The 26,359-nt window shown below is 60.5% G+C and carries 28 protein-coding genes; all 28 read left to right on the top strand.

The genetic code is table 11. The annotated features are described in order from the left end of the window. Window positions 1-9: 9 nt before the first annotated feature. The 28 genes from spoIIIAA to BM235_RS11855 all read left to right on the top strand — a co-directional run bounded on the left by spoIIIAA (window position 10) and on the right by BM235_RS11855 (window position 26,328). Window positions 10-1,044: a stage III sporulation protein AA gene (gene spoIIIAA / locus BM235_RS11990; RefSeq protein WP_255374335.1), complete on the top strand. Its 1,035-nt coding sequence runs from the start codon at window positions 10-12 to the stop codon at window positions 1,042-1,044. Next, window positions 1,037-1,555, top strand: a complete 519-nt coding sequence (gene spoIIIAB / locus BM235_RS11985; protein WP_090113100.1) for a stage III sporulation protein SpoIIIAB — start codon at window positions 1,037-1,039, stop codon at window positions 1,553-1,555. Before spoIIIAA ends, spoIIIAB begins: the two co-directional genes overlap by 8 nt. A 15-nt stretch (window positions 1,556-1,570) precedes the next feature. After that, complete coding sequence (gene spoIIIAC / locus BM235_RS11980; protein WP_090113099.1) at window positions 1,571-1,774, top strand: stage III sporulation protein AC; 204 nt, start codon at window positions 1,571-1,573, stop codon at window positions 1,772-1,774. 10 nt (window positions 1,775-1,784) lie between these two features. Next, entirely contained in the window at window positions 1,785-2,186 is a 402-nt protein-coding gene (gene spoIIIAD, locus BM235_RS11975; RefSeq protein ID WP_090113088.1) for a stage III sporulation protein AD, read from the top strand. A gap of 2 nt (window positions 2,187-2,188) precedes the next feature. Continuing rightward, on the top strand, window positions 2,189-3,487 hold the full coding sequence (gene spoIIIAE / locus BM235_RS11970; protein WP_255374334.1) for a stage III sporulation protein AE: 1,299 nt from the start codon (window positions 2,189-2,191) through the stop codon (window positions 3,485-3,487). Between the two features lie 33 nt (window positions 3,488-3,520). Further along, window positions 3,521-4,228 carry a stage III sporulation protein AF gene (locus BM235_RS11965; RefSeq protein ID WP_158543731.1) on the top strand — a complete coding sequence of 236 codons (708 nt, stop codon included), beginning with the start codon at window positions 3,521-3,523 and terminating at the stop codon, window positions 4,226-4,228. 17 nt (window positions 4,229-4,245) lie between these two features. Next, window positions 4,246-4,899, top strand: coding sequence for a stage III sporulation protein AG (gene spoIIIAG / locus BM235_RS11960; RefSeq protein WP_090113085.1), 654 nt, complete (start codon window positions 4,246-4,248; stop codon window positions 4,897-4,899). A gap of 76 nt (window positions 4,900-4,975) precedes the next feature. After that, entirely contained in the window at window positions 4,976-5,782 is an 807-nt protein-coding gene (locus tag BM235_RS11955; RefSeq protein WP_090113075.1) for a SpoIIIAH-like family protein, read from the top strand. 249 nt (window positions 5,783-6,031) lie between these two features. Continuing rightward, on the top strand, window positions 6,032-6,511 hold the full coding sequence (accB, locus tag BM235_RS11950) for an acetyl-CoA carboxylase biotin carboxyl carrier protein (RefSeq protein WP_090113073.1): 480 nt from the start codon (window positions 6,032-6,034) through the stop codon (window positions 6,509-6,511). Between the two features lie 59 nt (window positions 6,512-6,570). Next, window positions 6,571-7,938 (top strand): acetyl-CoA carboxylase biotin carboxylase subunit, encoded by a 1,368-nt coding sequence (gene accC / locus BM235_RS11945; protein WP_090113072.1) that lies wholly within the window; start codon window positions 6,571-6,573, stop codon window positions 7,936-7,938. 147 nt (window positions 7,939-8,085) lie between these two features. After that, the gene (locus tag BM235_RS11940) at window positions 8,086-8,493 is read left to right on the top strand and encodes an Asp23/Gls24 family envelope stress response protein (protein WP_090113070.1); all 408 of its coding nucleotides are present in this window, start codon (window positions 8,086-8,088) and stop codon (window positions 8,491-8,493) included. A 158-nt stretch (window positions 8,494-8,651) separates the two neighbouring features. Then, window positions 8,652-9,215: an alkaline shock response membrane anchor protein AmaP gene (gene amaP, locus BM235_RS11935; protein ID WP_090113068.1), complete on the top strand. Its 564-nt coding sequence runs from the start codon at window positions 8,652-8,654 to the stop codon at window positions 9,213-9,215. A 15-nt stretch (window positions 9,216-9,230) separates the two neighbouring features. Then, complete coding sequence (locus tag BM235_RS11930) at window positions 9,231-9,464, top strand: DUF2273 domain-containing protein (RefSeq protein WP_090113066.1); 234 nt, start codon at window positions 9,231-9,233, stop codon at window positions 9,462-9,464. 20 nt (window positions 9,465-9,484) lie between these two features. Further along, on the top strand, window positions 9,485-9,988 hold the full coding sequence (gene nusB / locus BM235_RS11925; protein ID WP_090113064.1) for a transcription antitermination factor NusB: 504 nt from the start codon (window positions 9,485-9,487) through the stop codon (window positions 9,986-9,988). After that, on the top strand, window positions 9,985-10,842 hold the full coding sequence (folD, locus tag BM235_RS11920) for a bifunctional methylenetetrahydrofolate dehydrogenase/methenyltetrahydrofolate cyclohydrolase FolD (RefSeq protein ID WP_090113062.1): 858 nt from the start codon (window positions 9,985-9,987) through the stop codon (window positions 10,840-10,842). The genes nusB and folD overlap by 4 nt, the downstream gene beginning before the upstream one ends. 15 nt (window positions 10,843-10,857) lie before the next feature. Continuing rightward, a complete protein-coding gene (gene xseA, locus BM235_RS11915) occupies window positions 10,858-12,228 on the top strand; it encodes an exodeoxyribonuclease VII large subunit (RefSeq protein WP_255374333.1) in 1,371 nt (456 codons plus the stop codon). After that, window positions 12,218-12,481 carry an exodeoxyribonuclease VII small subunit gene (xseB, locus tag BM235_RS11910; protein WP_369803504.1) on the top strand — a complete coding sequence of 88 codons (264 nt, stop codon included), beginning with the start codon at window positions 12,218-12,220 and terminating at the stop codon, window positions 12,479-12,481. Before xseA ends, xseB begins: the two co-directional genes overlap by 11 nt. A 53-nt stretch (window positions 12,482-12,534) precedes the next feature. After that, entirely contained in the window at window positions 12,535-13,398 is an 864-nt protein-coding gene (locus BM235_RS11905; RefSeq protein ID WP_090113580.1) for a polyprenyl synthetase family protein, read from the top strand. Window positions 13,399-13,761: 363 nt separating this feature from the next. Next, a complete protein-coding gene (gene dxs / locus BM235_RS11900) occupies window positions 13,762-15,657 on the top strand; it encodes a 1-deoxy-D-xylulose-5-phosphate synthase (RefSeq protein ID WP_090113058.1) in 1,896 nt (631 codons plus the stop codon). 4 nt (window positions 15,658-15,661) lie between these two features. Further along, a complete protein-coding gene (locus BM235_RS11895) occupies window positions 15,662-16,516 on the top strand; it encodes a TlyA family RNA methyltransferase (protein ID WP_090113057.1) in 855 nt (284 codons plus the stop codon). 218 nt (window positions 16,517-16,734) lie between these two features. After that, window positions 16,735-17,205, top strand: coding sequence for a hypothetical protein (locus tag BM235_RS11890; protein ID WP_090113055.1), 471 nt, complete (start codon window positions 16,735-16,737; stop codon window positions 17,203-17,205). Next, entirely contained in the window at window positions 17,202-17,651 is a 450-nt protein-coding gene (gene ahrC, locus BM235_RS11885; RefSeq protein WP_090113052.1) for a transcriptional regulator AhrC/ArgR, read from the top strand. Before BM235_RS11890 ends, ahrC begins: the two co-directional genes overlap by 4 nt. 40 nt (window positions 17,652-17,691) lie before the next feature. Continuing rightward, window positions 17,692-19,389: a DNA repair protein RecN gene (recN, locus tag BM235_RS11880; protein WP_090113051.1), complete on the top strand. Its 1,698-nt coding sequence runs from the start codon at window positions 17,692-17,694 to the stop codon at window positions 19,387-19,389. Window positions 19,390-19,509: 120 nt separating this feature from the next. Further along, the gene (spoIVB, locus tag BM235_RS11875; RefSeq protein WP_090113049.1) at window positions 19,510-20,841 is read left to right on the top strand and encodes a SpoIVB peptidase; all 1,332 of its coding nucleotides are present in this window, start codon (window positions 19,510-19,512) and stop codon (window positions 20,839-20,841) included. Between the two features lie 221 nt (window positions 20,842-21,062). Further along, on the top strand, window positions 21,063-21,887 hold the full coding sequence (gene spo0A, locus BM235_RS11870) for a sporulation transcription factor Spo0A (protein WP_090113047.1): 825 nt from the start codon (window positions 21,063-21,065) through the stop codon (window positions 21,885-21,887). Between the two features lie 196 nt (window positions 21,888-22,083). Next, the gene (locus BM235_RS11865; protein ID WP_255374332.1) at window positions 22,084-23,043 is read left to right on the top strand and encodes an acetylxylan esterase; all 960 of its coding nucleotides are present in this window, start codon (window positions 22,084-22,086) and stop codon (window positions 23,041-23,043) included. A gap of 77 nt (window positions 23,044-23,120) precedes the next feature. Further along, window positions 23,121-24,344, top strand: a complete 1,224-nt coding sequence (locus BM235_RS11860) for a peptidylprolyl isomerase (RefSeq protein ID WP_090113043.1) — start codon at window positions 23,121-23,123, stop codon at window positions 24,342-24,344. Window positions 24,345-24,606: 262 nt separating this feature from the next. Then, window positions 24,607-26,328 carry an ABC transporter ATP-binding protein gene (locus tag BM235_RS11855; protein ID WP_090113578.1) on the top strand — a complete coding sequence of 574 codons (1,722 nt, stop codon included), beginning with the start codon at window positions 24,607-24,609 and terminating at the stop codon, window positions 26,326-26,328. The last annotated feature ends 31 nt before the right edge of the window (window positions 26,329-26,359 follow it).

Here is a 26,359-nt window from a genome sequence, read left to right as displayed (position 1 = left end):
GGAGGACGATTGTCGCTGCCGTTGCTGGAACTGTTCCCCGCCGGTCTGCGGGGGCGGCTGGAAAAGCTGCCGGAGACGCTGCTGCAGTCGCTCGAGGAGATTCGCGTCAGAGAAGGAAGACCGCTTGAGATCGGCTTCGGAGGCGGCTCGGCATTCGTTTGCCCGCAAGGGAAAGCCGTGACGGACAGCGCCGAAGCCTACCGCCCGACTCGCGAAGACTGCAGGGCATTGCTGGAACGCGTGACTAACCATTCGTTGTACGCGGTTGAAGAGGAACTGAGGCGCGGCTACGTAACCGTGGCCGGCGGCCACCGGATCGGCCTGGCGGGCCGCACGGTGCTCGAGGGCGGACATGTGCGCCATCTGCGGGACGTCGCGAGCTTCAATATCCGGATCGCGAGGGCGCGCGCCGGCTGCGCGGCGGGATTGCTGCCAGAGCTGCTGGACCCGGTCGCGCGGACCGTGAGGCATACGCTGATCGTATCCGCGCCGCAGCAAGGCAAGACGACGCTGCTGCGGGATCTGGCTCGCTCGATCAGCGCGGGGCAGTGGTACCACCCGCAGGCGCAGCGCTGGGGCGGCCGCAAGGTCGGCGTCGTGGACGAGCGCTCCGAGATCGCGGCTTGCGACCGAGGCGTGCCGGCGTTCGATCTCGGTCCGCGCACCGACGTGCTCGATGCTTGTCCGAAAGCGGAGGGTCTCATGATGCTGGTGCGTTCGATGTCGCCGGAGGTCGTCGTAGCCGACGAGATCGGCCGGCCGGAGGACGCCTACGCGCTCAAGGAAGCGCTGCATGCCGGCGTGCGGGTCGTGGCGACCGCGCATGCGCTCGACCTGCGCGACGTGTTCGCCAGGCCCGTATTGGCTGAGCTCGCCGCCGAAGGCATGTTCGGCGCCTACGTCCTGCTGTCCCGGTCCGGCGGCGTCGTGCGGCATCGCGTCGTCGGCGCCGACGAAGCGGAGGCGGAGGCGCGCAAGTCTTCCGGCTGCCGGTCCGTGCCGGTCATCCGGTCGCCGAACGGGGACGGGGTGCGCCATGCTTAAGCTGGCGGGCGCGGCGCTCATTCTGTTCGCGGGCACGATGATCGGCTTCATGCAAGCCGCGAAGTTCGCGCAGCGGCCCAAGCAGATCCGTCAGCTGCTCCATGCGCTCCAGCGGCTGGAGACGGAGATCGGCTACGGCCAGACGCCGCTGCCGGGAGCGCTCGCCCGGATCGCCGCAGCGTTAACGGCGCCGGTGTCGGCGCTGTTCGCGGAGGCGTCCGCCCGCCTTGCGTCCGGGACCGGGGAGACGGTGTCGGACTGCTGGGAACAAGCCTTCAAGGCTGGATGGCCTGCAACTTCGATGCGTCCGCCGGAGCGGGATACGATGCTGCGGCTCGGCGAGACGCTCGGCGCGAGCGGCGCGGAGGATCAGCTCAAGCACTTGAAGCTTGCGATGCATCAACTCCAGGCGGAAGAGCAGGCGGCGCGCGACGACCAGCAGAGATACGAGAAGCTGTGCCGAAGTCTGGGAGTGCTCACGGCCGCCCTGGTCGTCATTCTCATGATGTAGTAGGGGGCCGTATTCATGAATATCGACGTGAGCACGATTTTCCAGATTGCGGGCATCGGAATCATCGTCGCGATGATTCATACCGTGCTCAAGCAGATGAACAAGGAAGACATGGCGCACTGGGTCACGGTGATCGGGTTCGTCGTCGTGCTGTTCATGGTCGTCCGGCTGCTGAACGATCTGTTCCAGGAGATCAAGACGATCTTCCTGTTCCAATAGGCGGTCGCTTATGGACATCTTGCAGATCGTCGGCATCGGATTGTTGACGGCCATTCTGATTCTCGTCATCCGCGAACAAAAGCCGATGTTCGCGTTTCTGCTGGCTACCTTTTTCGGCATCGCTGTATTCCTCGCGCTGATCGGCAAGATCGGCGGCGTCGTCTCGATGATCGAAGAGCTGGCCGACCGCTCCGGCATCCAGTCCGTGTACCTGAAGACGATGCTCAAGATCATCGGCATCGCCTACATCGCCGAGTTCGGCGCCCAGATCGTCCGCGACGCGGGTCTCGACAGCATCGCCTCGAAGATCGAATTCGCGGGAAAAATGCTGATCCTCGTCATGGCGGTGCCGATCATCAGCATCATCATCGAGACGGTGCTCGGATTGCTGCCGGCGGGGGGAGGAGCCTAAAGATGGGTCGACCGGGATTGCTCGAGCGGCGGACAGGCTGGATCCCGTTCGCGCTTCTAATGTGCGCTATGCTGCTGTCGTTCTGGCCGCGCCCGGCTGCCGCCGCAGGGGACGAAGGACGTCAAGCCGCCGCCCATGCGCCTCGATCGGAGGCCGTCATCGCGCCGGACAAAGACGGCACGTACGGCACGGACCCGGGGACCTTGTCCGGCGAGCTGGCGGAGTCGCAGTCCGAGGACTTAAGCCTAGGGCAGATCGAGCAATTCTGGAACAAGCTCAAAAACGATTACGGCGGATTTTTTCCGGAAGGCGAAGCCCCGACGCTGCGGGAGCTCATGTTTCCGAAAGAAGGCGAAGGGTGGAGCGTCAAGGATGTCCTGCTCGCGCTGGCGCGATTTTTCCTTCACGAGGTGCTGTACAGCGGCAAGCTGATCGTCACGATCGTCCTGCTGGCCATCTTCACGATGCTGCTGGAGACGATGCAGAGCGCCTTCGAACGCCAGGCCGTCAGCCAGGTCGCTTATGCCATCGCGTACATGGTCCTGCTTATCATCGCCGTGAACAGCTTCAGGACGGGAGCCGGCTACGCGGCGGACGCGATCGCCGGGATGGTGCAGTTCATGCTCGCGATGGTACCGCTCCTGCTTACTTTGCTCGCCAGCACGGGAGGCGTGACGACGGTCGCGGTCTTGCATCCCGTCATCGTGTTCATGGTCCATTCGATCGGCACCGTCATCCACCTCGTCGTGTTCCCGCTCTTGTTCTTCTCGGCTGTCCTGCATCTGGCCAGCACGGTGTCCGAGCGGTTCAAGGTGACGCAGCTGGCCAATCTGCTCCGCACGGCCTCCGTCGGACTTCTCGGCGCGATGCTGACCTTGTTCCTCGGCGTGCTGTCCATCCAGGGCGCCACCGGCGCGATCGCGGACGGCGTCGCGCTTCGGACGGCGAAGTTCGTCACGGGCAACTTCGTGCCCGTCGTGGGCCGGATGTTTTCGGACGCCGCGGATACCGTGCTGTCGGCAAGCCTATTGGTCAAAAACGCGGTCGGCCTCGCGGGCGTCGTCATTCTGATTTTTCTGTGCGCCTTCCCGGCCGTCAAGATTCTGACGCTGGCCTTGATCTACCGATTGTCCGCGGCGGTGCTCCAGCCGCTCGGCGACACGCCGATCGTGCAGTGCCTCCAAGTCATCGGCAAAACGCTCGTCTACGTATTCGCCGCGCTCGCGTCGGTTGGCCTCATGTTTTTCCTGGCGGTGACGATCGTACTGACGGCGGGCAACGCATCCATTCTGATGAGATGAGCCGGACGGCGGATCCGGAGGGAGGCGAAGACCTTGATTGAAGCGCTCGGCGGCTGGCTTCGCCAAGTCGTGGCCGCGGTCCTGCTGGCCGCGCTGATCGATCTGCTGCTCCCGAACCGTACGATGCAGCGATACGTGCGGCTCGTGGCGGGACTTTTCATCCTGCTGACGCTCGCCGGACCGCTGCTCTCTTGGATCCAGGGAGATATGGACGCCAAGCTGGCCGCGGGCATCGAGTGGGCGGAGCGGGAGCCGGTCGGCGGCGAAGACCGCAGCCAGCTCGAGGCCATCATGGCGGAGGCGAAGCGGATCGGAGCGGGCATGGACGAACAGGCCGCTAAGCTTGCCGTAGCGGGGCTCGAGGCCCAGATCAAGGCAGTCGTCGAGCAGGAAGAGGATGTCAAGGTCGGTTCGGTCGAGGTTTCGGCGGAACCGGCTGCGGACGGAGCGTTGGCGGTCGAGTCGGTTAAAATTCGGCTGGTAGCGCCTGAGGCCGGGATCACGGCGGAAGGCGGCGAACCGATCGCCGAGGTGGAGCCCGTCTCCCCGGTCGTCGTCGACGTCGAAGTCGGGACGGGTGCGGATGACCGGAGCGATGAAGACGTCGACCGGGCGGTGCCGGCGGCGCAGACCGGCGAGGCAACTGCGGACAACGGCCGGGACGGACGAATCGCGGCGCTCGTCGCCGGACGGTTCGGGATCGGAACGTCCAAGATCGAGGTCGCGGCGGCGGGCGGATGACAGGAGGAGCGAGAAACATGGCCAAGTGGCTGCACAAGCTGGAAACCTATATCGGAGGCGGGCCCGGCGGCCCCAAGCGGGTGAAGACGTTTCGCTGGCTCATCTTGATCGGGCTTGTCGGAGCCGCGCTCATTCTGGCCTCCTCGTTCATCAAGATGAAGCCCGTGACGCCCCCTGACGGGGATGGCGCCGTGCCGCCGGGCGACGTAGACAAGCCGGCGCAGCAGGAGACGTTTCTAGGAACGGGAGAAGGCAAGGACGATCCGTTCGCCGAGATCGAGACCCAGCTCGATATCCGGTTGAAGGAGATGCTGGAGAAGATCGCCGGCGTCGGCACAACGGACGTCATGGTGACGGTCGATTCGACCGAAGAGACGGTCGTGCAGCTGAACGAAAAGAAAACCCAGCAAATTACCGACGAAACGGACAAAAACGGCGCGAGGCGCCATATCACGGACGTCACGCAGGACGGCCAGGTCGTGTTATACGAGGTATCGGGCGGCAAATCGCCCATCGTCGTGAAAAAGATCAAGCCTCGGCTGAGAGGCGTGCTGATCGTGGCGAAAGGGGCGGAGAACGCGACCGTTCGCCGGATGATCTCGGAGGCGGTCGCATCCGGATTGGACGTGCCGATCCATCGCGTTTCGGTCATGCCGCGCACCGCCGAGTGAGGAATACCTTTAAAATCCCAATACCCAATCTCAATTCCGAATTCCCAATCCCAAATACGCAGGAGGTCAAAAACAAATGAACAACAAACGGCAAACGATCTGGCTCGTCTCGATGCTTTCGCTCATGGTCATTCTTTCCTCTTATTATCTGTTTACCGAGGATGTCACGCAGCCGGACCGCACGGCGCAGGAACAGCAGATGGTCACGGACGCGACCGGCGTGACCGGCGCGGCGGATGACGACGGCATCGAGATTACCTCCGTCGACGGCGCCGGCGGACTAAGCGACGAAGGCGCGGCAGCCGCGAGCGGCGGCGACAAGTCCGCTTCGACTGACGGCACGGCCGCGCCGAGCAAGGAGGCGTCGGCATCGCCGGACGCTTCGGCGGCGCCGAACCAAGAGACGGCTGCATCGCCGGATGCGTCGAAAGGAACGGACAAGGAAGCCGCCGCTTCTCCAGACGCGGGCAAGGACGGCCAATCCGCGGTATCGCCTGCGGATCAGGAAGTGCTGAAGGGCATGAACAACCTCTCCGCGCGCGAGCAGTTCGACCAGATTCAACTCGAACGCGAACAAGCGGCTTCCAAAGCTTACGAGGACTTGGACAAGATCGTCGCCGACAGCTCCAAGTCGCAGGACGAAGCCGCCGCCGCGGTCGAAGAGCAGGGCCGCATCACCGCTACCGAAGAGCGTATCGCAAGTCTGCAAGACAAACTGGTGTCCGATTACGAGAACGCGGTCGTCAAGCAAGAGGGCGACAAGTTCGAGATCATCGTGCAGGCGGACGCGCTCGACTCTAAGCAGGCGGTCAAGATCGTCAAGCTCGCGACCAAAGAGCTTAGCGTAAAGCCGGACGCCGTTTCCGTGCAGTTTATCCAATAATCAGAATTCGCGCGCCGGGCAACCGGCCGGGAGCCGGCCGGCGGGCCGGCTCTTTCCATTTCTTTCGATTATGTTATAATGAGTCCGTTATGGGTACGTACAGGCTTTGCTATTCATACGAAGACGAGATCGGGCCGTACGACGGCTCAGTATGGACGGCGGCTTGCTTTAATTGCCCTTTGAACGAGGGCGGCGAGGCCGCTTGGATTTCATACGGCAAATGAGACAGCCAAGGAGCGTAGGGCGAATATGTTCAAACTTAGCGAAATCAAAGAATTAATCAAACTCGTGGATCAAACCTCCGTGCATGAGCTCGAGATCGAAAACGAGGGCGCGAGGATCTCCATCCGGAAACCCGGACGCACGGAGGTCGTGAACGTACAGACCGCGGCTTCGGTCCCCCATACATACGTACAGGCAGCTCCGGCTCCTGCCGCGGCGGCCGCGCCGGCCGAAGCGTCGCAGCCTGCCGGCAGGGACCTGTCCGGCCTGCACCAGATCGTGTCGCCGATGGTCGGCACGTTCTATCGCGCGCCGTCTCCGGACGCGCCGTCGTTCGTGAACGAAGGCGACAAGGTCCACGATAAGACGGTCGTATGCATTCTCGAAGCGATGAAGCTGATGAACCCTCTGGAAGCCGAAGTGAAGGGCGAGATCGTCGAAGTACTGGCGCAGAACGGCCAGCTCGTCGAATTCGGACAGCCGCTGTTCCTCGTCAAACCGGAATAACGCGCGCTATTTCCGGCCCCGTACCCCGGCGGCCGGAATTACGAAGGGGGACTTGTGCTTTGAATATCCATAAGATTCTGGTGGCCAACCGGGGCGAGATCGCCGTGCGCATCATCCGCGCTTGCCGCGAGCTCGGCATCTCCACGGTGGCCGTATATTCCGAAGGAGACCGCGAGTCCCTTCACCTGAAGCTTGCGGACGAAGCCTATTGCATCGGGCCGATCGCTTCCAAGGACAGCTATCTCAATCTCACGAATATCATGAGCGTCGCCACGCTTACCGAATGCGACGCGATTCACCCGGGTTACGGGTTCCTTTCCGAAAATGCCGATTTCGCGGATATCTGCGAGACGTGCAATATTGTATTTATCGGCCCGTCCGCCGAAGCGATCAGCCGGATGGGGGACAAGGCGGTCGCCAAGCAGACGATGAAGGACGCGGACGTGCCGGTCATTCCGGGCTCCGACGGGCTTGTCGAAGATATCGACGAAGCCATCCGCGTCGCGCGGGAGATCGGGTATCCGGTCATCATCAAGGCGACGGCGGGCGGCGGCGGACGGGGCATTCGCCTCGCCGACGACGAAGAGATGCTCGTTCGCGAGATCTCGACCGCGCAGCAAGAGGCGCAAAAAGCGTTCGGAAACTCCGGCGTTTATCTGGAGAAGTATCTGACAGGCATGAAGCATGTCGAAATTCAGATCATCGCTGACAAGCACGGCAACGTCTGCCATCTCGGCGAGCGCGACTGCTCCGTGCAGCGCCGCCGCCAGAAGCTGGTGGAAGAAGCGCCATGCCCGGTCATGACGCCCGAGCTGCGCGAGCGCATGGGCCAAGCGGCCGTGCGCGCGGCTCGCGCCGTTAACTATTCGGGCGCCGGGACGATCGAGTTCTTGCTCGGACCTGACGGCAACTTCTACTTTATGGAGATGAACACCCGGATCCAGGTCGAGCATCCCGTCACCGAGCTCATCACGGGCATCGATCTGATCAAGGAAATGATCTCCATCGCCGAAGGCCGCCCGCTTAGCTTCACGCAAGAAGAGGTTCGCTTCGACGGCTGGAGCATCGAGTGCCGCATCAATGCCGAGGATCCGGATCGCGGCTTCATGCCATCTCCGGGCCGAATCGGGTTCTACTTGCCGCCGGGCGGTCCCGGCGTGCGCGTAGACAGCGGCGCTTATCCAGGCTATATGATCTCTCCTCACTACGATTCGATGATCGCGAAGCTCATCGTGTGGGGACCGACGCGCGAAGAAGCGATCGCGAGAGCTCGCAGGGCGCTCGGCGAGTTCATGATCGAAGGCGTCAAGACGACGATTCCGTTCCACCTGAAGCTTCTGAATCATCCGATTTTCAACAAGGGCACGTTCGATATCAAGTTCCTCGAGGAGCACGACGTCGACGCGCCGTACCGCGAAGAAGCCTAAACCTTTTTGGATCGGCCGAAGACCGGCGGGCGCGATGCGCCCTTCTTTCGAGGCCCGTACGGAGGTTTGTCATAATTCTTGGCCTTTGCTATAGTATTAATAATGAAGGCCTGGCCGACGACAAGACGCGAGGAGGTGTACCAGCGAATGGAAACATTGGTGTCAGACTACGAGAAAACCGACATGGGGACCATCCAGATCGCGCCGGAAGTCATCGAGATTATCGCGGGGCTGGCAACGGTCGAAGTGGAGGGCGTCGCGGGAATGAGCGGCGGCATCTCTTCGGGCATCGCCGAATTGCTGGGACGCAAAAATTTGTCCAAAGGCGTTAAGGTGGAAGTGGGTCAAAGAGAAGCCGCGATCGACGTATCGATCATCGTCGAATACGGCAGGCGGATCACGGAGATCGCTTCGGAGGTTCAGCACGGCGTCAAGCGCTCGATCGAGACGATGACCGGCCTGAACGTCGTCGAAGTGAACGTCCATGTCCATGACGTGCTGTTCAAGCCGGCGGACAAGATCGAAGAGGAAGATGGGCAACTGCGCGTGAGATGACGCCGGCGTGAGCCGGACATGGCAGTCGTCTCTCTTGGAATTGCGGGTGACGGCGCCTTGATGGCCTGACCTTACGAGGGAGGGCGCATCGGGCGCTTTTTCGACCATATAGGCTGTTCGGCGTTCAGGATAGGTTCATGACAGGAGGAGTCGGTTACATGTTCAAAGTATGGGACAGGCTGCTGCTATTCATTTATTCCTTGGCGATCGTCGTCGCTTCGGCTTTTGTCGTCGCGGTAGCGCTCGGCGCTTTTTCGATGGAATGGCTGACCGAAGTCGTCGACCAGACGACCGGCGATTACCGGCCGCTGCAGGTCGGCGTTATCGTAGTGGCGGCCGTACTGATTCTGATCAGCCTCCGCTTTCTCGTGCTGTCCGTCGGACGTTTGAACACAACGGCACCGACGATCAACCAACGGACGGAGCACGGGGATATCCAGATCTCCATCGAGACGGTCGAGAATCTGGCGCTGAAGGCGGCGTCCCGCTCGAAGGGCGTCAAGGATCTTCGCGCGCGCGTACGCGTCGCGGAAGCCGGATTGCATATTACGATTCGCGCTTTCGTGGACGGAGAAGGCTCGATTCCGACCCTGTCCGAGGATATGCAGCGCACGGTGTCCCAGCAGATCGAAGAGACGACCGGCATTCCCGTTTCGGACGTGACCGTGTATATCGCTAACGTAACGCAGGCGCCGACGACTTTCAAAAGCCGCGTGGAATAGGAGGCCTTGCCATCCATGTGGAGAATATGGTGGGACAATTACGGCGGCCGGACGCTCGGCGTCGCCGCCGGCATGCTTTGCGGCCTTATTTATTTAATCGTCGGATTCTGGGACATGCTGTTCTGCGCGCTGCTCGTCGGCATCGGTTTCGCCGTCGGCAAGCAGCGCGACGAGCGGCGGGGCCCGCTTTTTCATTGGGGCAGACTGACGGAATGGCTGTCCGACAGGTGGCCCGGCGGACGTAGTTAAGACTTAATTCGGGAGGATTCATGAAGCGCAGATTGGCGAGAGAGATTGCGGTACAAAGCCTGTACCAGATGGAGATGAACGGCGTGTCGGCGCAAGAAGCCGTCGATGCCGTAATGGAAGAAGCGAAGGGCGACAACGAAATGGAGACGGAGGTCGCCGAGCTGGCGGCCGTCGACGGCTTTACGCGCGAGCTCGTGCTCGGCGTGAAGTCGAACCAGGATGCGTTGGACGCTCAACTGGCAGGGTACCTGACCGGCTGGCAGGTCGATCGGCTGTCCAGAGTGGATAGGCAGATTTTGAGGTTGGCCGCCTACGAGATGAATCATCGCGAGGACGTGCCCGCCAAAGTCGCGGTAAACGAAGCGATCGAGCTGGCCAAGCATTTCGGCACGGACGAATCCGGCAAGTTCGTCAACGGCGTGCTGGGGCGGTTGATTCGCGAGCGCGGTCAGACGAAAGGCAAAGAAGCTGCCGGAGAAGAAGCCGGGTCGGGACCCGCGGCCGAAGGGGAGGAAAACGAATGAGCGCGCAGATTATAGACGGCAAGCGAATCGCGGCCGAGATCCGCGAAGAGATCAAGCGCGAGACGGAATCTCTCGCGGCGAAGGGCGTGCGTCCCGGACTCGCGGTCGTGCTGGTCGGGGAAGATCCGGCTTCGCAAGTATACGTGCGCAACAAAGCGAAGGCATGCGAAGAGCTTGGGTTCTATTCCGAGGTGCATCGCTTGTCCGCCGAGACGACGCAGGAGGAGCTGCTATCGCTCATCGCTCGGCTGAATGCCCAGACGGATATTAACGGCATTCTCGTGCAGCTGCCGCTTCCCAAGCATATCGAAGAGAAGGCGGTCATCGACGCCATCTCGGTGGAAAAGGACGTCGACGGCTTCCATCCCGTCAGCGTGGGCAATCTGCTCATCGGCGACGATGCGCTCCAGCCATGCACGCCTTCCGGCGTCATCGAGCTGCTGAAGCGCACGGGCAACGACCCGGCGGGCAAGCATGCCGTCGTCATCGGCCGCAGCAACATCGTGGGCAAGCCGGTGTCGATCCTGCTGCTGCGGGAGCATGCGACCGTGACGATCTGTCATTCCCGCACGCCGGATCTGCCGGCGGTCGTCCGCGGCGCGGACATCGTAGTAGCCGCCGTTGGCGTGCCGAAGCTCGTCAAAAAAGACTGGGTGAAGCCGGGCGCGGTCGTGATCGACGTCGGCGTCAACCGACTGCCCGACGGCAAGCTTTGCGGCGACGTCGATTATGAAGATGTCGCGCCGGTCGCCGGCTGGATCACGCCCGTGCCGGGCGGCGTCGGACCGATGACGATTACGATGCTCATGCTGAATACGCTGAAGTCGGCGAAGGCCGCGCGCGGCATCGAATAGGACGGGGGCGAGGCCATGATGGACCAACCGGCCCGCATCCTCAGCATTCGGGACGTCAACCGCTACATCAAGATGAAGCTCGAGGGAGACCCCAAGCTTCAGGATATTTGGCTGCGCGGGGAGATTTCGAATTTTACCCATCATTCCAGCGGCCATATGTACTTCACGCTGAAGGACGAGAGCGGACGCCTTAAGAGCATCATGTTCGCGTCCCACAATCAGCGCTTGCCTTTCAGGCCCAAGGACGGCATGAAAGTCATCGCGCGGGGCGGCGTGTCCGTTTACGAGCGGGACGGACAATACCAATTTTACGTGACCGCCATGCAGCCGGACGGCATCGGCAGCCTGTTCCTCGCCTACGAGCAGCTCAAAAAGAAGCTTCATGGGGAAGGGCTTTTCGACGAGGCGGTCAAGCGGCCTATTCCTAAATATCCGAAAGCGATCGGCATCATTACGTCCCCGACGGGAGCGGCCGTGCGGGATATCATCATTACGCTCCAGCGCAGGCATCCGTCGGTGGCGATCGTGCTGTATCCGGTCTCGGTGCAAGGCACAGGGGCGGCGCCGTCGATCGTGAAGGCGATTCAGGCGATGAACCGGCTGGCCGAGACGGACGTGCTGATCGTCGGCCGTGGCGGAGGCTCGCTCGAGGAGCTGTGGGCGTTCAACGAGGAAGCGGTCGCGCGCGCGATTCGCGCGTCGGCGATTCCCGTCATCTCGGCCGTCGGCCACGAGACGGACTTCACGATCGCCGACTTCGCGGCCGATCTCAGGGCGGCTACGCCGACTGCCGCCGCGGAGCTGGCCGTACCTCATATCGCCGAGCTGCAGGAGCGGCTCGGCCATCTGGAGCAGCGGATGGCGCGCTCGCTCGGCAGCCAGCTCGGCCGCGCGCGGGAACGATACCGTCATGCCGCCAGATCGCCTTACTTTACGCAGCCCCGGCGTTCACTGCTCGCTTCGGCCGAGCGGCTCGATCGTCTGAGGGACAGGCTGGGCTACCGGACCGGCGCGCTCGCCGACCGCAGCCGGGAACGGCTCGCGCGTCTGAACGGCCGGCTGGCCGGGGCGAGCCCGACCGAGCAGGCGGTCTATGCGCGCAGGCGCAAGGAAGCCGCGGAAAAGGCATTGACCGCGGCCATGCGCGGCATCGTGCGGGACGGACGGAGCGCCTTCGGCTCCGCGATCCGCCAACTCGACGCGCTCAGTCCGCTTAAGGTCATGGCGCGCGGGTACAGTTTGGCTTATGACGAAGAAGAGAAAAAGCTGCTTAGGTCCGTGCGCGAAACGAAGGCCGGCGACAGACTCGTCGTGCGGCTGGCGGACGGCAAGCTGTCTTGCAGCGTAGCGGCGGTGCATGGGGAGGCGAATACGAGTGACGAATGAATCGGAAACGGCGCTTTCCTTCGAGCAGGCGATGGAACGGCTCGAAGGCATCGTATCCAAGCTGGAGAGCGGAGACGTGCCGCTTGAAGCGGCGATCGAGCTCTATCAGGAAGGCATGGCGCTGTCCAGGCTGTGCGGCCAGAAGCTGGAGCAGGTGGAGCGCCGGATCGAGATGCTGATGGAGGACGGAGACGGTTTGCAGCGCAAGCCCTTCGCGCCGCAGCAGGGCGAGGCAGGCGGCAAAGGAGAGTAATCGAAAAGGTGCAAACGGAAGACATATCGGTCTATCTGGCGTCCCGAAGGACGATGGTCGAGCAAGCGCTCGAGAAGGCGATACCCGGAGATTGGCGCGTGAACGGACGGCTAAAGGAAGCCGCGATGTATTCGCTTGCCGCAGGCGGCAAGCGTCTTCGTCCGATTTTCGTGCTGGCTTCGGCGGAGGCCGTTCACGGCGACGAGAAGGCCGCGAGCCTGGCGATGCCCTTCGCCGTCGCCGTGGAAATGGTGCACACGTACTCGTTGATCCACGACGATCTTCCCGCGATGGATAACGACGACTACAGGCGGGGCATCCCGACCAATCATAAAGTGTTCGGCGAAGCGACTGCGATTCTGGCCGGCGACGGCCTGCTGACGCACGCCTTTTATGCCGCCTCCGAAGCGGCGGCGCTTGGCGTGCCGGCCGAGCGGACGCTGGCCGTCGTCCGCGACTTGGCCCGGCTGGCGGGTTTTCCGGGCATGGTGGGCGGACAGGCCGACGATATGGAAGGCGAGCAAGGGATCACGTCCATCGACCAGCTCGAGCATATCCACCTGCACAAGACGAGCGACCTCATCGCGTTTTCCTTGCGGGCGGGCGGGCATGCGGCAGGCGCCAGCGACCGGCAGTTAGACGCGCTCGCTCGCTTCGGCACGAACGTCGGCTTGGCCTTCCAGATCCAAGACGACATCCTCGATATTACGGGCGATCAGGGCAAGCTGGGCAAGCCGGTGGGCAGCGACGAGCGGCAGGGCAAAGTCACTTATCCCTATTTGATCGGACTCGAGCGGAGCCGCAGGCGCGTCGAGGAGCTGACGGAGCAAGCGATCTCGGCCGTCAGATCGGCGGAGCTTGCCGACAGCGGACGGCTGGAGCAGATCGCGATGCGGCTGATTTCCAGGGACAATTAAAAAGCGAATGGGCATGGTTTCATCCGCCCAACAAAGCATTTCTCATCGGTCATCGGCATTCCGGGACCGAAGCGGGGATGCTTTTTTTACTTGTTTAGCCAGCCGGGAAGTTGGGTAAAAATCGCACGGTAGGTGTGTTCCGGTTATCGGCGCGCCGTCTTTTTATACATAAGGATAGGCTTTTAGTAACGGTCATGACACCGGACGGCTTGCAGATTCGTATGCAAATGGGAGGGATTAGGGGGGGCGGAGGAGTTTTTAAATGGTCATTATGCTATAATACATTTAGACTAAAATCGACGAATCGTGATGCGTTGACTAAATTCAACATAGCAATCGTTTTTGGAAAGCGGGGAATTCCTATTGCTGCTCGACAGCATCCATAGTCCAACCGACCTGAAGCGGCTGTCCATGTCAGAGCTTCCTCAGTTGGCCCAAGAGATCAGACAATTCCTAATTGAAAAGCTGTCCGTTACGGGTGGGCATCTGGCGCCTAACTTAGGCGTCGTCGAATTGACGCTTGCGATGCATTACTTGTACGACAGCCCGACCGACAAGTTTTTGTTCGACGTGGGTCATCAGGCGTATGTCCACAAGATGCTGACCGGACGCATGGACCGGTTCGACACGCTTCGGCAGAAGGACGGACTGTGCGGCTTCGTCAAGCGCGCGGAGAGCGAGCACGACGTCTGGGAGGCCGGCCACAGCAGCACCTCCCTGTCCGGAGCGATGGGCATGGCGCTCGCGCGCGATATGCAGGGGCGCGCCAACAAGGTGATCGCGGTCATCGGGGACGGCGCGCTAACCGGCGGGATGGCGCTTGAGGCGCTCAACCATATCGGCCATGAAAAGCGCAAGCTTACCGTCGTTCTGAACGACAACGAGATGTCGATCGCGCCTAACGTAGGCGCGCTTCACAACTACTTGGGCAAAGTCCGCAGCGACAAGACGTACCGCAAAGCGAAGGACGAGTTCGAGTGGCTGCTGCGCAAGGTGCCGGCGATCGGAGGCAAGCTCGCGAAGACGGCCGAGCGGCTGAAGGACAGCCTGAAGTATCTGGTCGTTCCGGGCATGCTGTTCGAAGAGTTCGGGCTCAAGTACCTTGGACCGGTCGACGGCCACGATACGGAAAAACTGATCGAGGCGTTCCGTCAGGCGGATAAATGCGAAGGTCCCGTCCTTGTCCACATCCTCACCGTCAAAGGGAAGGGTTATTCTCCGGCGGAAGCGGATTCCCACAAATGGCACGGGATCACCGGTTCTTATAAGATCGAGTCCGGCCAGGTGCTCAAGCCGGTCGGCCCGCCGATGTACACCGAGGTGTTCGGCAATGCGCTGATCGAGCTGGCCGAAAAGGACGAACGGATCGTCGCGATCACGCCGGCGATGCCTGGAGGCTCCGGCTTGCTCGGCTTCGCGCAACGATTCCCCGGACGGATGATCGACGTGGGCATCGCGGAGCAGCATGCGGCAACGATGTCCGCCGCGCTTGCGATGGAAGGCATGAAGCCGGTTTACGCGGTCTATTCGACCTTCCTTCAGCGCGCGTACGATCAGGTCGTACACGATATTTGCCGGCATAATGCCAACGTGATCTTCGCCATCGACCGCGCCGGCTTCGTCGGCGGCGACGGCGAGACGCACCAAGGGGTTTACGATATCGCGTATCTTCGTCACATCCCGAACCTCGTCTTAATGATGCCTAAGGACGAATACGAGCTGCGCCGCATGTTGGCGACGGCCGTGGCGTACGACGACGGTCCGATCGCGATCCGCTACCCGCGCGAGCAGGGCAGAGGCGTCGCGATGGACGACGAACTCGCGCCGATCCCGATCGGCTCATGGGAGGTCGTGAGAGACGGCGACTACGCGGCGATCCTCGCGATCGGCCCGATGGTGCACGTCGCCGAAGAAGCGGCGGAGCTGCTGAAGCGCGAAGGACTGAGCGTGCGCGTCGTCAACGCGCGATTCGTCAAGCCGTTGGACGAGGCGATGCTCGCTCAGCTCGCCAAGGAGCGGCTGCCGATGCTGGTGCTCGAAGAGACGGCGGTCGCTGGCGGACTCGGGAGCGCGATTCTCGAGCATTACGCGCAGCAAGGCTTGAAGCCGACCGTTCAGCTCGCGGGCATACCTGACCGATTCATCGAGCATGCGACGATCAAGGAGCAGCGCGCCGAAGTCGGCCTGACCGCCGAAGAAGCGGCGAAGCACCTTCGGTCGTTCGCGCTGCTGAAGCGTCAGCGGCAGACGGCGAACTGAGGCGATGTCGACGATAGCTAAAGAAAGAATCGACACGCTGCTCGTCGAACAAGGCTTTTTCGAAAGCCGTTCAAAGGCGCAATCCGCCATCATGGCGGGACTTGTCCTAGTCGGAACCGAGCAAGTGGATAAGCCGGGTACCAAGATTCCGCGCGACGCGGCGCTAACCGTCAAAGGCGCCGTTCATCCGTATGTGAGCCGAGGCGGCCTCAAGCTGGAAAAAGCGATTCGCGAATTCGGCATCGATTTGAAGGATACGGTCATGATGGATATCGGCGCGTCGACCGGCGGGTTCACGGACTGCGCCCTTCAAAACGGCGCTTCGTTCGTCTATGCGATCGATGTCGGCTACAACCAGCTCGATTGGAGCCTCCGCCAGGATTCTCGGGTTTGCGTGATGGAGCGCTGCAATTTCCGGCATATGACGCCGGACCAATTGTCGGGCCCGGCGCCTGCATTCGCGTCGATCGACGTGTCGTTCATTTCGCTGAAGCTCATCCTGCCTGCGCTGCGCCCGCTGCTTGGACCGGGAGCGGGCACCGTGGCGCTGATCAAGCCTCAATTCGAGGCCGGACGCGAACAGGTCGGCAAGTCGGGAGTCGTAAGGGATCCGGACGTTCACCTGAACGTTTTGCGCGAAGTCTTGTCCGCGGCGAACGCGCTGGGCTTTGAGCTGAGGGGCCTGACGTATTCCCCGATTACGGGAGGCGAAGGCAACATCGAGTTTCTCGCGTATTGGCGACTGGCGGATTCATCGTCCGGACAAGCCGGCGGCGAATGGCCCGGAGGCTTGAACGGCGACAGCTTGCTCAGCCATGTCGTCGAAGAGGCGGCGGCCAAGTTCAGGCATCGTGCATAAAGCCTTTTAACAGCCTTCAGCGCCTGTTCGACGAAGGTCCGATAAGGGCAATCGGTCACGGCCGAGAGGCCGCCGGCCTACATAGGATTCCGCGTCCGCCGAAGCACGGCCGGCCGGTAGGCGCGCAAGCGCCCTCCGCACCGGTTTTTTTGCTTGCTCCCATAGAGGAAACCCGGCCCGCCGCCGCGAATGAATCAGGATGCGGAGGAGGCGGGGCGATGGCTCGGTTCGGGGACGGTCTGATTTTTGCCGCGGCGGTAGCGGCGATCATATGGTGGGTCTGGCGCCGGTTCAGGCATTGGCTGCACGAGCCGCCGAGCTCACGCCTGCGCAGGCTGGCCAGGGACGGCGCGCCCGACGAAGATGACGAAGCGGCGGCGCTGCTGCGGGAGCATGGTTACGAAGCGCTCTCCGGCAAGCACCGGATTCCTTTAGGCGTATCGGTCGACGACGGGCCGTACGAGGCGACCCGCTTGTATTTCGACTATATCGCCTCCAAGGAAGAACGCTACTATCTCGTGAAGCTTGAACGGCCGAGGCAGCCCATGGATTGGACGGCCAGCGGGATCCGGGAGCGTCTGCTCGTGTATGCGCTTTTGTTTCCCGAGTGCGAAGGCGTGATCGTCGCGGACATGCGCGACAGATCCCTTAAAACGGTAAAATTCAAAATAGAGGAGGGCAAAGAATGAAAGGTCAGCGGCAAAGGAAAATTCGCGAGCTCATCGGCGCGAGCGAGATCGAGACGCAGGAAGACCTGGTTGAAGCCCTCCGCGCCCAGAGCTTCAACGTGACGCAAGCGACCGTCTCCCGCGACATCAAGGAGCTGCAGCTCATCAAAGTGCCGCTGGGCGACGGCAGATATAAATATGCCATTGCGCAGGATCAACGCTTCAACCCGACGATGAAGCTGAAGCGAGCGATGATGGATCACTTTATCCATGCGGAAGCCGCGGAGAATCTGGTCGTCGTGAAGTGTTTGCCGGGTACGGCCGGCACGATCGCCTCGCTGCTGGACGGCATGGATTGGCCGGAGATCGTCGGCACGATCGGCGGAGACGACACGACGTTGCTCATCTGCCGCACGAAGCCGCAGGGCGCAGAGATCGTCACCCGCATTTTGGACATTATTCGTTAGAAGCCGGCGACCTGCGCCGGCTGGGGAGGATGAGCGCCATATGCTGCAAGAGCTGTCCATTCGCCACTTGGCGGTAATCGAAAATATTCGGGTATCGTTCAAGCGGGGCTTCGAGGTGCTGACAGGCGAGACCGGCGCCGGCAAATCGATCATCATCGATGCGCTGGGCCTCATCGCGGGAGGGCGCGGGTCCGCCGAGATGATCCGCCATGGCTGCGACAAAGCCGAGATCGAAGCGGTATTCGATCTCGATCCCGCGCATCCTGTATGGGGCGTGCTCGACCGGCACGGCGTGAACGCCGATCCGCACGAAGCGCTATTGGTACGACGCGAGCTTCAGGCGCAAGGCAAGTCGTCCGCGCGCGTGAACGGGCAGCATGTCACGCTGACGATGCTGCGCGAAATCGGCGAAAACCTCGTCAATATCCACGGTCAGCACGAGCATCAGTCTTTGCTGCGAACCGACCGCCATCTGGAATGGCTCGACTCATTTGCGGGAGACGCCATCGCCTCGCTCAAAACCGAGTATCAAAATAGGTACAGGGAGTACGCGACGGTCAGCCGAGAGCGCAGGGAGCTGGACGAGCTCACCCGCCAGCAGATGCAGATGCTGGACCTCTACCGATATCAGCTCGAGGAGATCGCCGATGCGCGCCTGAAGCCGGGAGAGGACGAGTCGCTTGCCGAGGAGCGGCGCAAGCTCGCGCACGCCGAGAAGCTGGCCGAATCGGCGACTGAAGCCTACGACCTGCTTTACGGCAACAAGGGGCTCAGCGTCTTGTCCAAAGCCATCGCGAAGCTCGAGGACATCGTCAAGGTCGATCCGGCCAAGCTTGGGCCGCTCGTCGAACAGCTGCAGTCGGCCTACTATGCCGCCGAGGACGTCTCTTACCAACTGCGCGATTACAAAGAAAGCATCGAATTCAATCCGGAGCGGCTGTCCGAGATCGAGATGCGGATGGATCTCCTGTTCGGACTTCGGCGCAAGTACGGCGAGAGCGTCGAGGACATCCTGCAATATTATGCCCGAATTCAGGAAGATACGCAGCGGCTTGAAAATCGCGACGAGCTCCTCAAAGAGTTGAACGAACGCGAGGTGCGCTTGGAGAGCGAGCTGCGCGCGCTGGCCGAGCGCCTAGGCGCGATCCGTAGAGAGACCGCCGCGCTTCTCGGCTCGGAGATCGAGCAAGAGCTCAAGGGGCTGCAAATGGAGCGAGCGGCTTTCGAGGTGCGGCTGGTGAACACGGACAACTTGACTCCGACAGGCACGGATTCGGCCGAATTTCTGCTGTCGACCAATCCCGGCGAGCCTCCGAAGCCGCTTGCCCGGATCGCGTCGGGCGGCGAGATGTCTCGGGTCATGCTGGCGCTAAAAGCCATTTTTGCCCGAATCGATCAGATTCCGGTTCTGGTGTTCGACGAAGTCGATACGGGCGTCAGCGGGCGCGCGGCCCAATCCGTCGCCGACAAGCTGTCCAGGCTGGCGACGCACTGTCAGGTGTTTTGCATTACGCATTTGCCGCAGGTCGCGTGCATGGCGGACGATCAATTCGAGATCGCCAAGCGCGTCACGGACGACGGCAGAACGTCGACGCGCGTACGGATGCTTAACGCCGACGAGCGCGTGGAGGAACTCGCGCGCATGCTTGGCGGGGTGGAAGTCACCGATCGAACCCGCCATCACGCGCAAGAAATGTTAACGCTGGCCGAGGCTCAAAAATCGCGCCAGGACGCGTAAATTCATGATTCAAGGAAGGTTTTCGGCAACATAAAAGGGGGGAGCCGCGGTTACCTTATAGTTACGTCGCCGGGCAGTGTCACGGTTCGCCGGTGTAGTCTGTAGGGAAGTGGTGAGAACTTGAACGGGAAGTCCTCTTGGCGTCGCGTTTTTGGTCTATTCCTAGCGCTTATTCTAGGATTTGCCGTCTGTTCCGCACCGATGCGTCATTATGCCGCATTCCCGAATGAGCTTCGGTTGTTCGAGGGACAGGACAAGCACCTTCATTATGCGATGCCGGTGCATGCGCAGGGCTCGCTATCCGATTCGACGGTCGCCGAAGTGAACGGCTCGACGAGCGCGAGCGTACGGATCGATCTTAATCATCCGGTGTCCATTCATTCCAAACGCAGCGGTCAAACAGAACTCAAGCTTAAGCTATTCGGCCGAATACCGTTTAAAACCGTCAAGCTTCAGGTCGTACCGGATCTCAAAGTCATTCCCGGCGGCCAAACGATCGGCGTCAAGGTCAAATCGGCCGGCATCATGGTCGTCGGCCATCATCTCGTACAGACCGGCGAACAGTCGCGCGTATCGCCGGGAGAAGAGGCCAAGCTGCGAATGGGGGATCTGATCGTTTCGATTAACGGGGAACCGGTCAACGACGTTAAGCGCGTCGCTCCGTTCGCGAAGCAAGCAGGCGCCACGGGGCAGCCGCTTAAGCTGGTCGTTCAGCGGGGCAAAGCACAATTTCGAACGACGCTGACGCCGGTTTACGACCAGGAAGACAAAGCATGGCGCGTCGGCCTCTATATACGCGATTCCGCGGCCGGGGTCGGCACGTTGACCTTTTACGCGCCCGACCAAGGCGTATACGGCGCGCTGGGCCATGTCATTACGGACATGGATACGCAGACGCCGATCACCGTGGGCAGCGGGCAAATTCTTCAGTCGAACGTCACGTCGATCGCCAAGAGCGAGAACGGCGATCCGGGCGAAAAGCGCGCGGAGTTCGTGCCGGGCAGCAAAACGCTCGGCAACGTAGAACGCAATACGCCTTTCGGCATTTTCGGCCAGATGGGCGAGCTCCCGGGTCATGCCTACCAGGCGGAACCGGTACCGGTCGCTTTCGCCGAAGAGGTCAAGGAAGGGCCGGCGGAAATATGGACGGTCGTCGGCGGTCAGAAAGTCGAGCGCTTCAAGATCGAGATCGTGCACGTGTCCCGGCAATCGTCGCCTGCGACGAAAGGGATGGTCATCCGCGTCACCGATCCGGATCTGATCAAACGCACGGGCGGTATCGTTCAAGGCATGAGCGGCAGTCCAATTTTGCAAAACGGGAAGCTGGTCGGCGCCGTCACGCACGTCTTCGTCAACGATCCGGCGTCGGGCTACGGCTGCTACATCGAGTGGATGCTTCAGGACGCGGGCATTATGTTGAAGCCGGGCCAGGCAAAATCCAAGGCGGTATGACGCCTTGGATTTTCTCGTTATTTTTAACGACATCGCTTTGTCGAAAAAAACCGAAATAGATCGTCAAATGACGTAAATTCTTTATTATATGTTATGCAGATAAAAAAATAAAGAAAAAAATTACGACAAGAAGGAATTGCAAACGCTTTGTCGAATTCGGATAAGCAGGGAACGGTGAGCGTTTCTAACATAATCTTAAGCTTGTGAGGGAGGATACAACATTGCCGCGGATTGAAGTATTTCTTGCAGACGATAACCGAGAATTCACCAACCTGCTGTCCGAGTATATCGAAGAGCAGGAGGACATGACCGTCATCGGCGTGGCGTACAACGGAGAAGAGGTCATCCGTCAGCTGGAAGAAACCCGGAATATTCCGGATGTGATGATTCTGGATATTATTATGCCTCACCTGGACGGGCTCGGCGTATTGGAAAAGCTGCGGGACCTGAACCTGTCCCCCATGCCGAAGATCATTATGCTCACCGCGTTCGGCCAAGAGAACATCACACAACGCGCGGTACAGCTTGGCGCCTCCTATTATATTTTGAAGCCGTTCGACATGGACGTGCTCGCGAACCGTATTCGTCAGCTTGCGGGTACGCCGTCGCAAATCCCGGTATCCGTTTCTTCGTCCGCGTCTTCTTCCTTCAGCGGAGGCTCGCGTTCGAATATCGTACCGATCGGCAAGCCGAAAAATCTGGACGCCAATATCACGAGCATCATTCACGAAATCGGCGTACCGGCGCATATCAAGGGCTATCAGTATCTGCGCGAGGCGATCACGATGGTCTACAATAACATCGAGATTCTCGGCGCGATTACGAAAACGCTGTATCCGGCTATCGCCGAAAAGTTCAAGACGACGCCCAGCCGCGTAGAACGCGCCATCCGGCATGCCATCGAAGTCGCCTGGACGCGCGGCAACATCGATTCGATCAGCCATTTGTTCGGCTACACGATCAACATCGCCAAGTCCAAGCCGACGAACTCGGAGTTCATCGCGATGGTGGCCGACAAGCTTCGTATCGAGCACAAGGTGAGCTAGGAAACGGGGCGAAATTAAGCGAAATCGATCTGTTCGCGTTCTTCGGGAAACGCCGCTTCATCATCGGATGATTGCCGCCGACGATGAAAGCGGCGTTTTTTTATGGTCGACACTGCTGGTATACGATGGTAAGATAGGCCTGTTGTGTCCAATTGGTGAACGCGAGGAAAAGCCACAGAAACAGGGGGATTGCAATTTGAACAATGCGATACAAAGACGCATCGCCGATCTGGAGCAGTACCGTCCGGCGCTGACCGCGGAGCCGGATCTCGACGCATTTTGGAGCAGCACGCTGACTTCTGCCAAGGACAAGCCGCTTAACGGCATGCGGCTGCTGACTAAGACGCCGCTCGACAGCATGGAAGCTTACAAGGTCGAATACGAAGGCTTCGACAGCACCCGCATTCACGGCTGGTTCATTTTGCCGAAAAACAGGCCGGCCGACGCCAAGCTCCCTTGCGTCGTTCTTTATCACGGTTATACGGGCAGCAAGGGGTACCCCGAGGATTTCGCGCAATACGCGATGTTAGGCGTCGCCGCATTCGCCGTCGACATACGCGGCCAAGGCGGGGAGACGGGCAATCTGCTAGCGCAGCGGCACGGGATGACGCGAGGTTGGCTGACGCAAAACATTTTGGACAAAGACGAGTGTTATTATAAAGCGATCTCGATCGACGCGCTGAAGGCGCTCGAGTGGGCAGCGGCGCAGCCGGAAGTCGACGCCGGGCGCATCTGCGCGAGCGGCGGCAGCCAAGGCGGCGGTCTCGCGCTGCTTGCGGCGGCGCTGTCGGATGTGCCATCGATCGCCGTCGCGCACATCCCGAACATGTGCCACATGGATTTCGGCATTTTAAACTCCACCAGCTCGCTGACGGAAGCCGCCGATTTCTTGAACCGTTTCCCGGACAAGCTCGATGACGTGCTGCGGACGCTCAGTTACTTCGACATGATGAACCTGGCGCATCGCATCCGCATTCCCCTCCTGGTCTCCGTCGGTCTCAAGGATCCGGTTACGATGCCCGAGACGATTTATGCCGCCTACAACCGGATCGAGTCGGACAAGCGGATCGAGGTTTATCCGTTCCAAGGACATGCGGTCAGCGGCGACCAGAACCGCAAGGCGCTCGAATTTATCCGTTCGAGCTTCAATTTTTAGCTGGCTTTAAGGTAACTTGTCCATAATTTGATATAGTGGATGAATGATCCGTTAACACTCAAGGAGGAAGAATAGGAATGAGCGATTTGGAAAAGGACCCGAACAACCCGGCCCGCAAGGACGGGGTGCCGGACGAAAATAACGCGCAATCGCACGTAGAATCGATCGAGGAGGCGGCAGAGCCGGCCGAATCGTATAGGAATGACTTGCCGCAAGAAAACGAAACCGAGCCCGCGACGGTCGTGCCGGCGGCGTCCGGAGCCAAAGCCGCAGTCGTCGTGCCATGGATCGTCGCGGTCATCGCGGTCATCGCGCTGGCGGTCGTCCTGATCCGCCAGAACGACGACGGCGGCGGCAACCTGAAGGGCGCTGTCGGCACGCTGAACGGGAAGGACATCACCAAGTCCGAATTTTATACGGTCATGTACGATCAAGTCGGCAAAGATCAAGCTGGCTCCATGCTCGACAACTACATGACGCTGAAGCTGATCGACGGCGAAGCCGAGAAAGCCGGCTTGACCGAAGCGGCCGCCGAAGAAGCGGTCGCCCAAGAAGTCGTCAAGATCAAGGCGCAATACAACTTCGCGACGGATGCCGACTTCGAAAACGCGCTGTCCTCGAGCGGCACGACGCTAGAAGCGTACAAGAAAAACCAGATTCTGCCTCAAGTCGAGCTTCGCGCGATTTTCGATAAGAAGCTTGCGCCCAAGGAAGAGGATCTTAAAGCTTATTACGACGCGAACAAAGCCACCTTCGACACGCCCGAACAAGTTCGCGCCTCGCACATCCTGCTGGCGACGAAGGCGGAGGCCGATGCGGTCCTCAAGGACCTGAAGGGCGGCGCCGACTTCGCGACGGTCGCGAAGGAAAAGTCGACCGACACCGGCTCCCAGGCAAACGGAGGCGATCTCGGCTTCTTCGGCAAAGGCGCCATGAACGAGCAGTTCGAGACGGCTGCTTTCAAGCTTAAGAAGGGCGAAATGAGCGGCGTCGTCGAATCGCCGAACGGCTTCCATATCATTCTTCTGACAGACCGCAAGGATGCCGTGACCTCCACGTACGATTCGGTTAAGGACAAGGTCAAGTCCGCGTATCTCGACGAAAAGGTGAACGAGGGCGCGTCCGAATGGATCGAAACGGCTAAAAAGGACGCAGGCTACGAAAACCTGCTGACGAAGGCAGAAGAGCCGGCCGCATCTCCGGCAGCATCTCCGGCAGCATCGACTGCGCCTTCTGCTTCCGGTGCCGCATCTCCGTCGGCTTCGTCCGCAGCATCGCCGTCGGCCAGCGCCAGCGAATAAAAAACGCATCGATACGGCATTGCAGCCGCCGCCTTTCTCTTTCGGAGAAGGCGGCGGCTTTATTAATGTCCGGCAGACATGCGTCAAAAATGATTGAAATCAATAATGATATTCATTATCATTGAAACATGCGCATTCGGCCTTGTCTAACCCGGAGCGGGCGGGGTATGCTGGTCTCATCGCGTTCCGACTGACGGAAACGCAGACGCACACGGGCGGAGCGGCCGAACGACGGCTGCTGTCGCATGGGAGGAACATGGATTTGATTCGCCGTTTTATGTCTTTTTACAAACCGTATAAAGGTCTGTTTTATCTCGATTTTTGCTGCGCGATTTTGGCGGCGCTACTGGAGCTAGCATTTCCGCTCGCGCTGAACCGAGTCGTCGACAAGCTGTTGCCGAGCAAGGATTGGGAGCCGATCCTATGGGCATGCGGCGGCCTGCTCGCCGTCTACTTGCTCAACGCTTTTATGCAATTCGTCGTGACCTACTGGGGACATATGCTCGGCATCAACATCGAGACCGACATGCGCCGCAATCTGTTCGCGCATCTCCAGAAGCTTTCTTTCAAATTTTACGACAATACGAAAACCGGCCATCTCATGTCCCGCATGTCGACCGATCTGATGGACATCGGCGAAGTCGCTCACCACGGTCCGGAAGACGTGTTCATCGCCGTCATGACGCTCGCCGGCGCGTTCGGCCTCATGCTGTACATCCATCCCGGGATGGCGATCATCACGTTCGCCACCGTGCCCGTACTAATCGTGCTGTCGATATACTTCAACGGCAGAATGACGGGCGCCATGAACAAGATGTTCGGCAGCATGGGCGATTACAACGCGCGGGTCGAGGACAACATCGGAGGCATCCGCGTGGTGCAGGCTTTCGCCAACGAGGAGCACGAGATGTCGCTCTTCCGCGTCAACAACCAGATGTTCCGCAAGGCAAAGCTGCTCGGCTACAAGATTCTCGCGCGCAGTTCGACCGCAAGCTATATGCTGATGCGGCTCGTATCGCTGATCGTCATGGTCGCGGGCGCCTGGTACGTCATTCGAGGCGAGCTTCAATATGGGGAATTTCTGGCCTTTATTTTGCTGACCAACGTACTGTTCAGACCGATCGAGAAAATCAACGCGGTCATCGAGCTGTATCCGAAGGGGATCGCGGGGTTCAAGCGTTACATCGAGCTCATGGATACCGAGCCGGACGTGTCCGATGCGGACGGTGCGGTCGAAGTCGGCAAATTGGCCGGCGAAATTCGTTATCGGGACGTGTCGTTCGGCTATGAGTCGCACACGCAAGCGCTAAGCGGCATCAACTTGTCCATCAAGGCGGGCGAGACCGTCGCGTTCGTCGGTCCGTCGGGCGCGGGGAAAACGACGCTCTGCAGCTTGCTGCCGCGCTTCTACGAGGTTTCGGGCGGCTCGATTACGATCGACGGCATGGACATCCGCCGGATGAAGCTCGTTTCGCTGCGGCGTCAGATCGGCGTCGTGCAGCAGGACGTCTTTCTATTCTCCGGCACGGTAAGGGAGAATATCGCTTACGGCAAGCTGGGGGCGACCGAAGAAGAAATCTGGACGGCGGCGCGCAGAGCGAAGCTCGAAGAATTCATCCGCGCGCAGCCGCTCGGATTGGATACGGTCATCGGGGAGCGGGGCGTGAAGCTGTCCGGCGGCCAGAAGCAACGTCTAGCGATCGCCCGCATGTTTCTGAAAAATCCGCCGATCCTGATCCTGGACGAAGCGACTTCGGCGCTCGACACCGAGACCGAAGCCGCGATCCAGCAATCGCTGTCCGAGCTTTCCGAAGGCCGCACGACCCTTGTCATCGCGCACAGGCTCGCGACTATCAAGGATGCCGACCGCATCGTCGTCGTCACCGAGGACGGCATCGCGGAGCAGGGAAGGCACGAAGAGCTCGTACGGGCCGGCGGCATTTACAGCCGTCTTCACCAGGCCCAATTCAGCGCGGTACGCTAATCATTTAAACGCTACAGTCGAGGTAGGTATT

It is taken from the genome of Cohnella sp. OV330, from assembly GCF_900112065.1.
Taxonomy (GTDB): domain Bacteria; phylum Bacillota; class Bacilli; order Paenibacillales; family Paenibacillaceae; genus Cohnella.
The sequence above is the reverse complement of the archived record's forward strand: the minus strand, read 5'-3'. Positions and strand labels throughout refer to the sequence as shown.

Coding starts and splice junctions, on each gene's coding strand:
- spoIIIAB (WP_090113100.1), top strand. CDS start 1,037: ATGCTTAAGCTGGCGGGCGCGGCGCTCATTCTGTTCGCGGGCACGATG.
- spoIIIAC (WP_090113099.1), top strand. CDS start 1,571: ATGAATATCGACGTGAGCACGATTTTCCAGATTGCGGGCATCGGAATC.
- spoIIIAD (WP_090113088.1), top strand. CDS start 1,785: ATGGACATCTTGCAGATCGTCGGCATCGGATTGTTGACGGCCATTCTG.
- spoIIIAE (WP_255374334.1), top strand. CDS start 2,189: ATGGGTCGACCGGGATTGCTCGAGCGGCGGACAGGCTGGATCCCGTTC.
- spoIIIAG (WP_090113085.1), top strand. CDS start 4,246: ATGGCCAAGTGGCTGCACAAGCTGGAAACCTATATCGGAGGCGGGCCC.
- BM235_RS11955 (WP_090113075.1), top strand. CDS start 4,976: ATGAACAACAAACGGCAAACGATCTGGCTCGTCTCGATGCTTTCGCTC.
- accB (WP_090113073.1), top strand. CDS start 6,032: ATGTTCAAACTTAGCGAAATCAAAGAATTAATCAAACTCGTGGATCAA.
- BM235_RS11940 (WP_090113070.1), top strand. CDS start 8,086: ATGGAAACATTGGTGTCAGACTACGAGAAAACCGACATGGGGACCATC.
- amaP (WP_090113068.1), top strand. CDS start 8,652: ATGTTCAAAGTATGGGACAGGCTGCTGCTATTCATTTATTCCTTGGCG.
- BM235_RS11930 (WP_090113066.1), top strand. CDS start 9,231: ATGTGGAGAATATGGTGGGACAATTACGGCGGCCGGACGCTCGGCGTC.
- nusB (WP_090113064.1), top strand. CDS start 9,485: ATGAAGCGCAGATTGGCGAGAGAGATTGCGGTACAAAGCCTGTACCAG.
- folD (WP_090113062.1), top strand. CDS start 9,985: ATGAGCGCGCAGATTATAGACGGCAAGCGAATCGCGGCCGAGATCCGC.
- xseA (WP_255374333.1), top strand. CDS start 10,858: ATGATGGACCAACCGGCCCGCATCCTCAGCATTCGGGACGTCAACCGC.
- BM235_RS11905 (WP_090113580.1), top strand. CDS start 12,535: ATGGTCGAGCAAGCGCTCGAGAAGGCGATACCCGGAGATTGGCGCGTG.
- BM235_RS11895 (WP_090113057.1), top strand. CDS start 15,662: ATGTCGACGATAGCTAAAGAAAGAATCGACACGCTGCTCGTCGAACAA.
- BM235_RS11890 (WP_090113055.1), top strand. CDS start 16,735: ATGGCTCGGTTCGGGGACGGTCTGATTTTTGCCGCGGCGGTAGCGGCG.
- ahrC (WP_090113052.1), top strand. CDS start 17,202: ATGAAAGGTCAGCGGCAAAGGAAAATTCGCGAGCTCATCGGCGCGAGC.
- recN (WP_090113051.1), top strand. CDS start 17,692: ATGCTGCAAGAGCTGTCCATTCGCCACTTGGCGGTAATCGAAAATATT.
- BM235_RS11860 (WP_090113043.1), top strand. CDS start 23,121: ATGAGCGATTTGGAAAAGGACCCGAACAACCCGGCCCGCAAGGACGGG.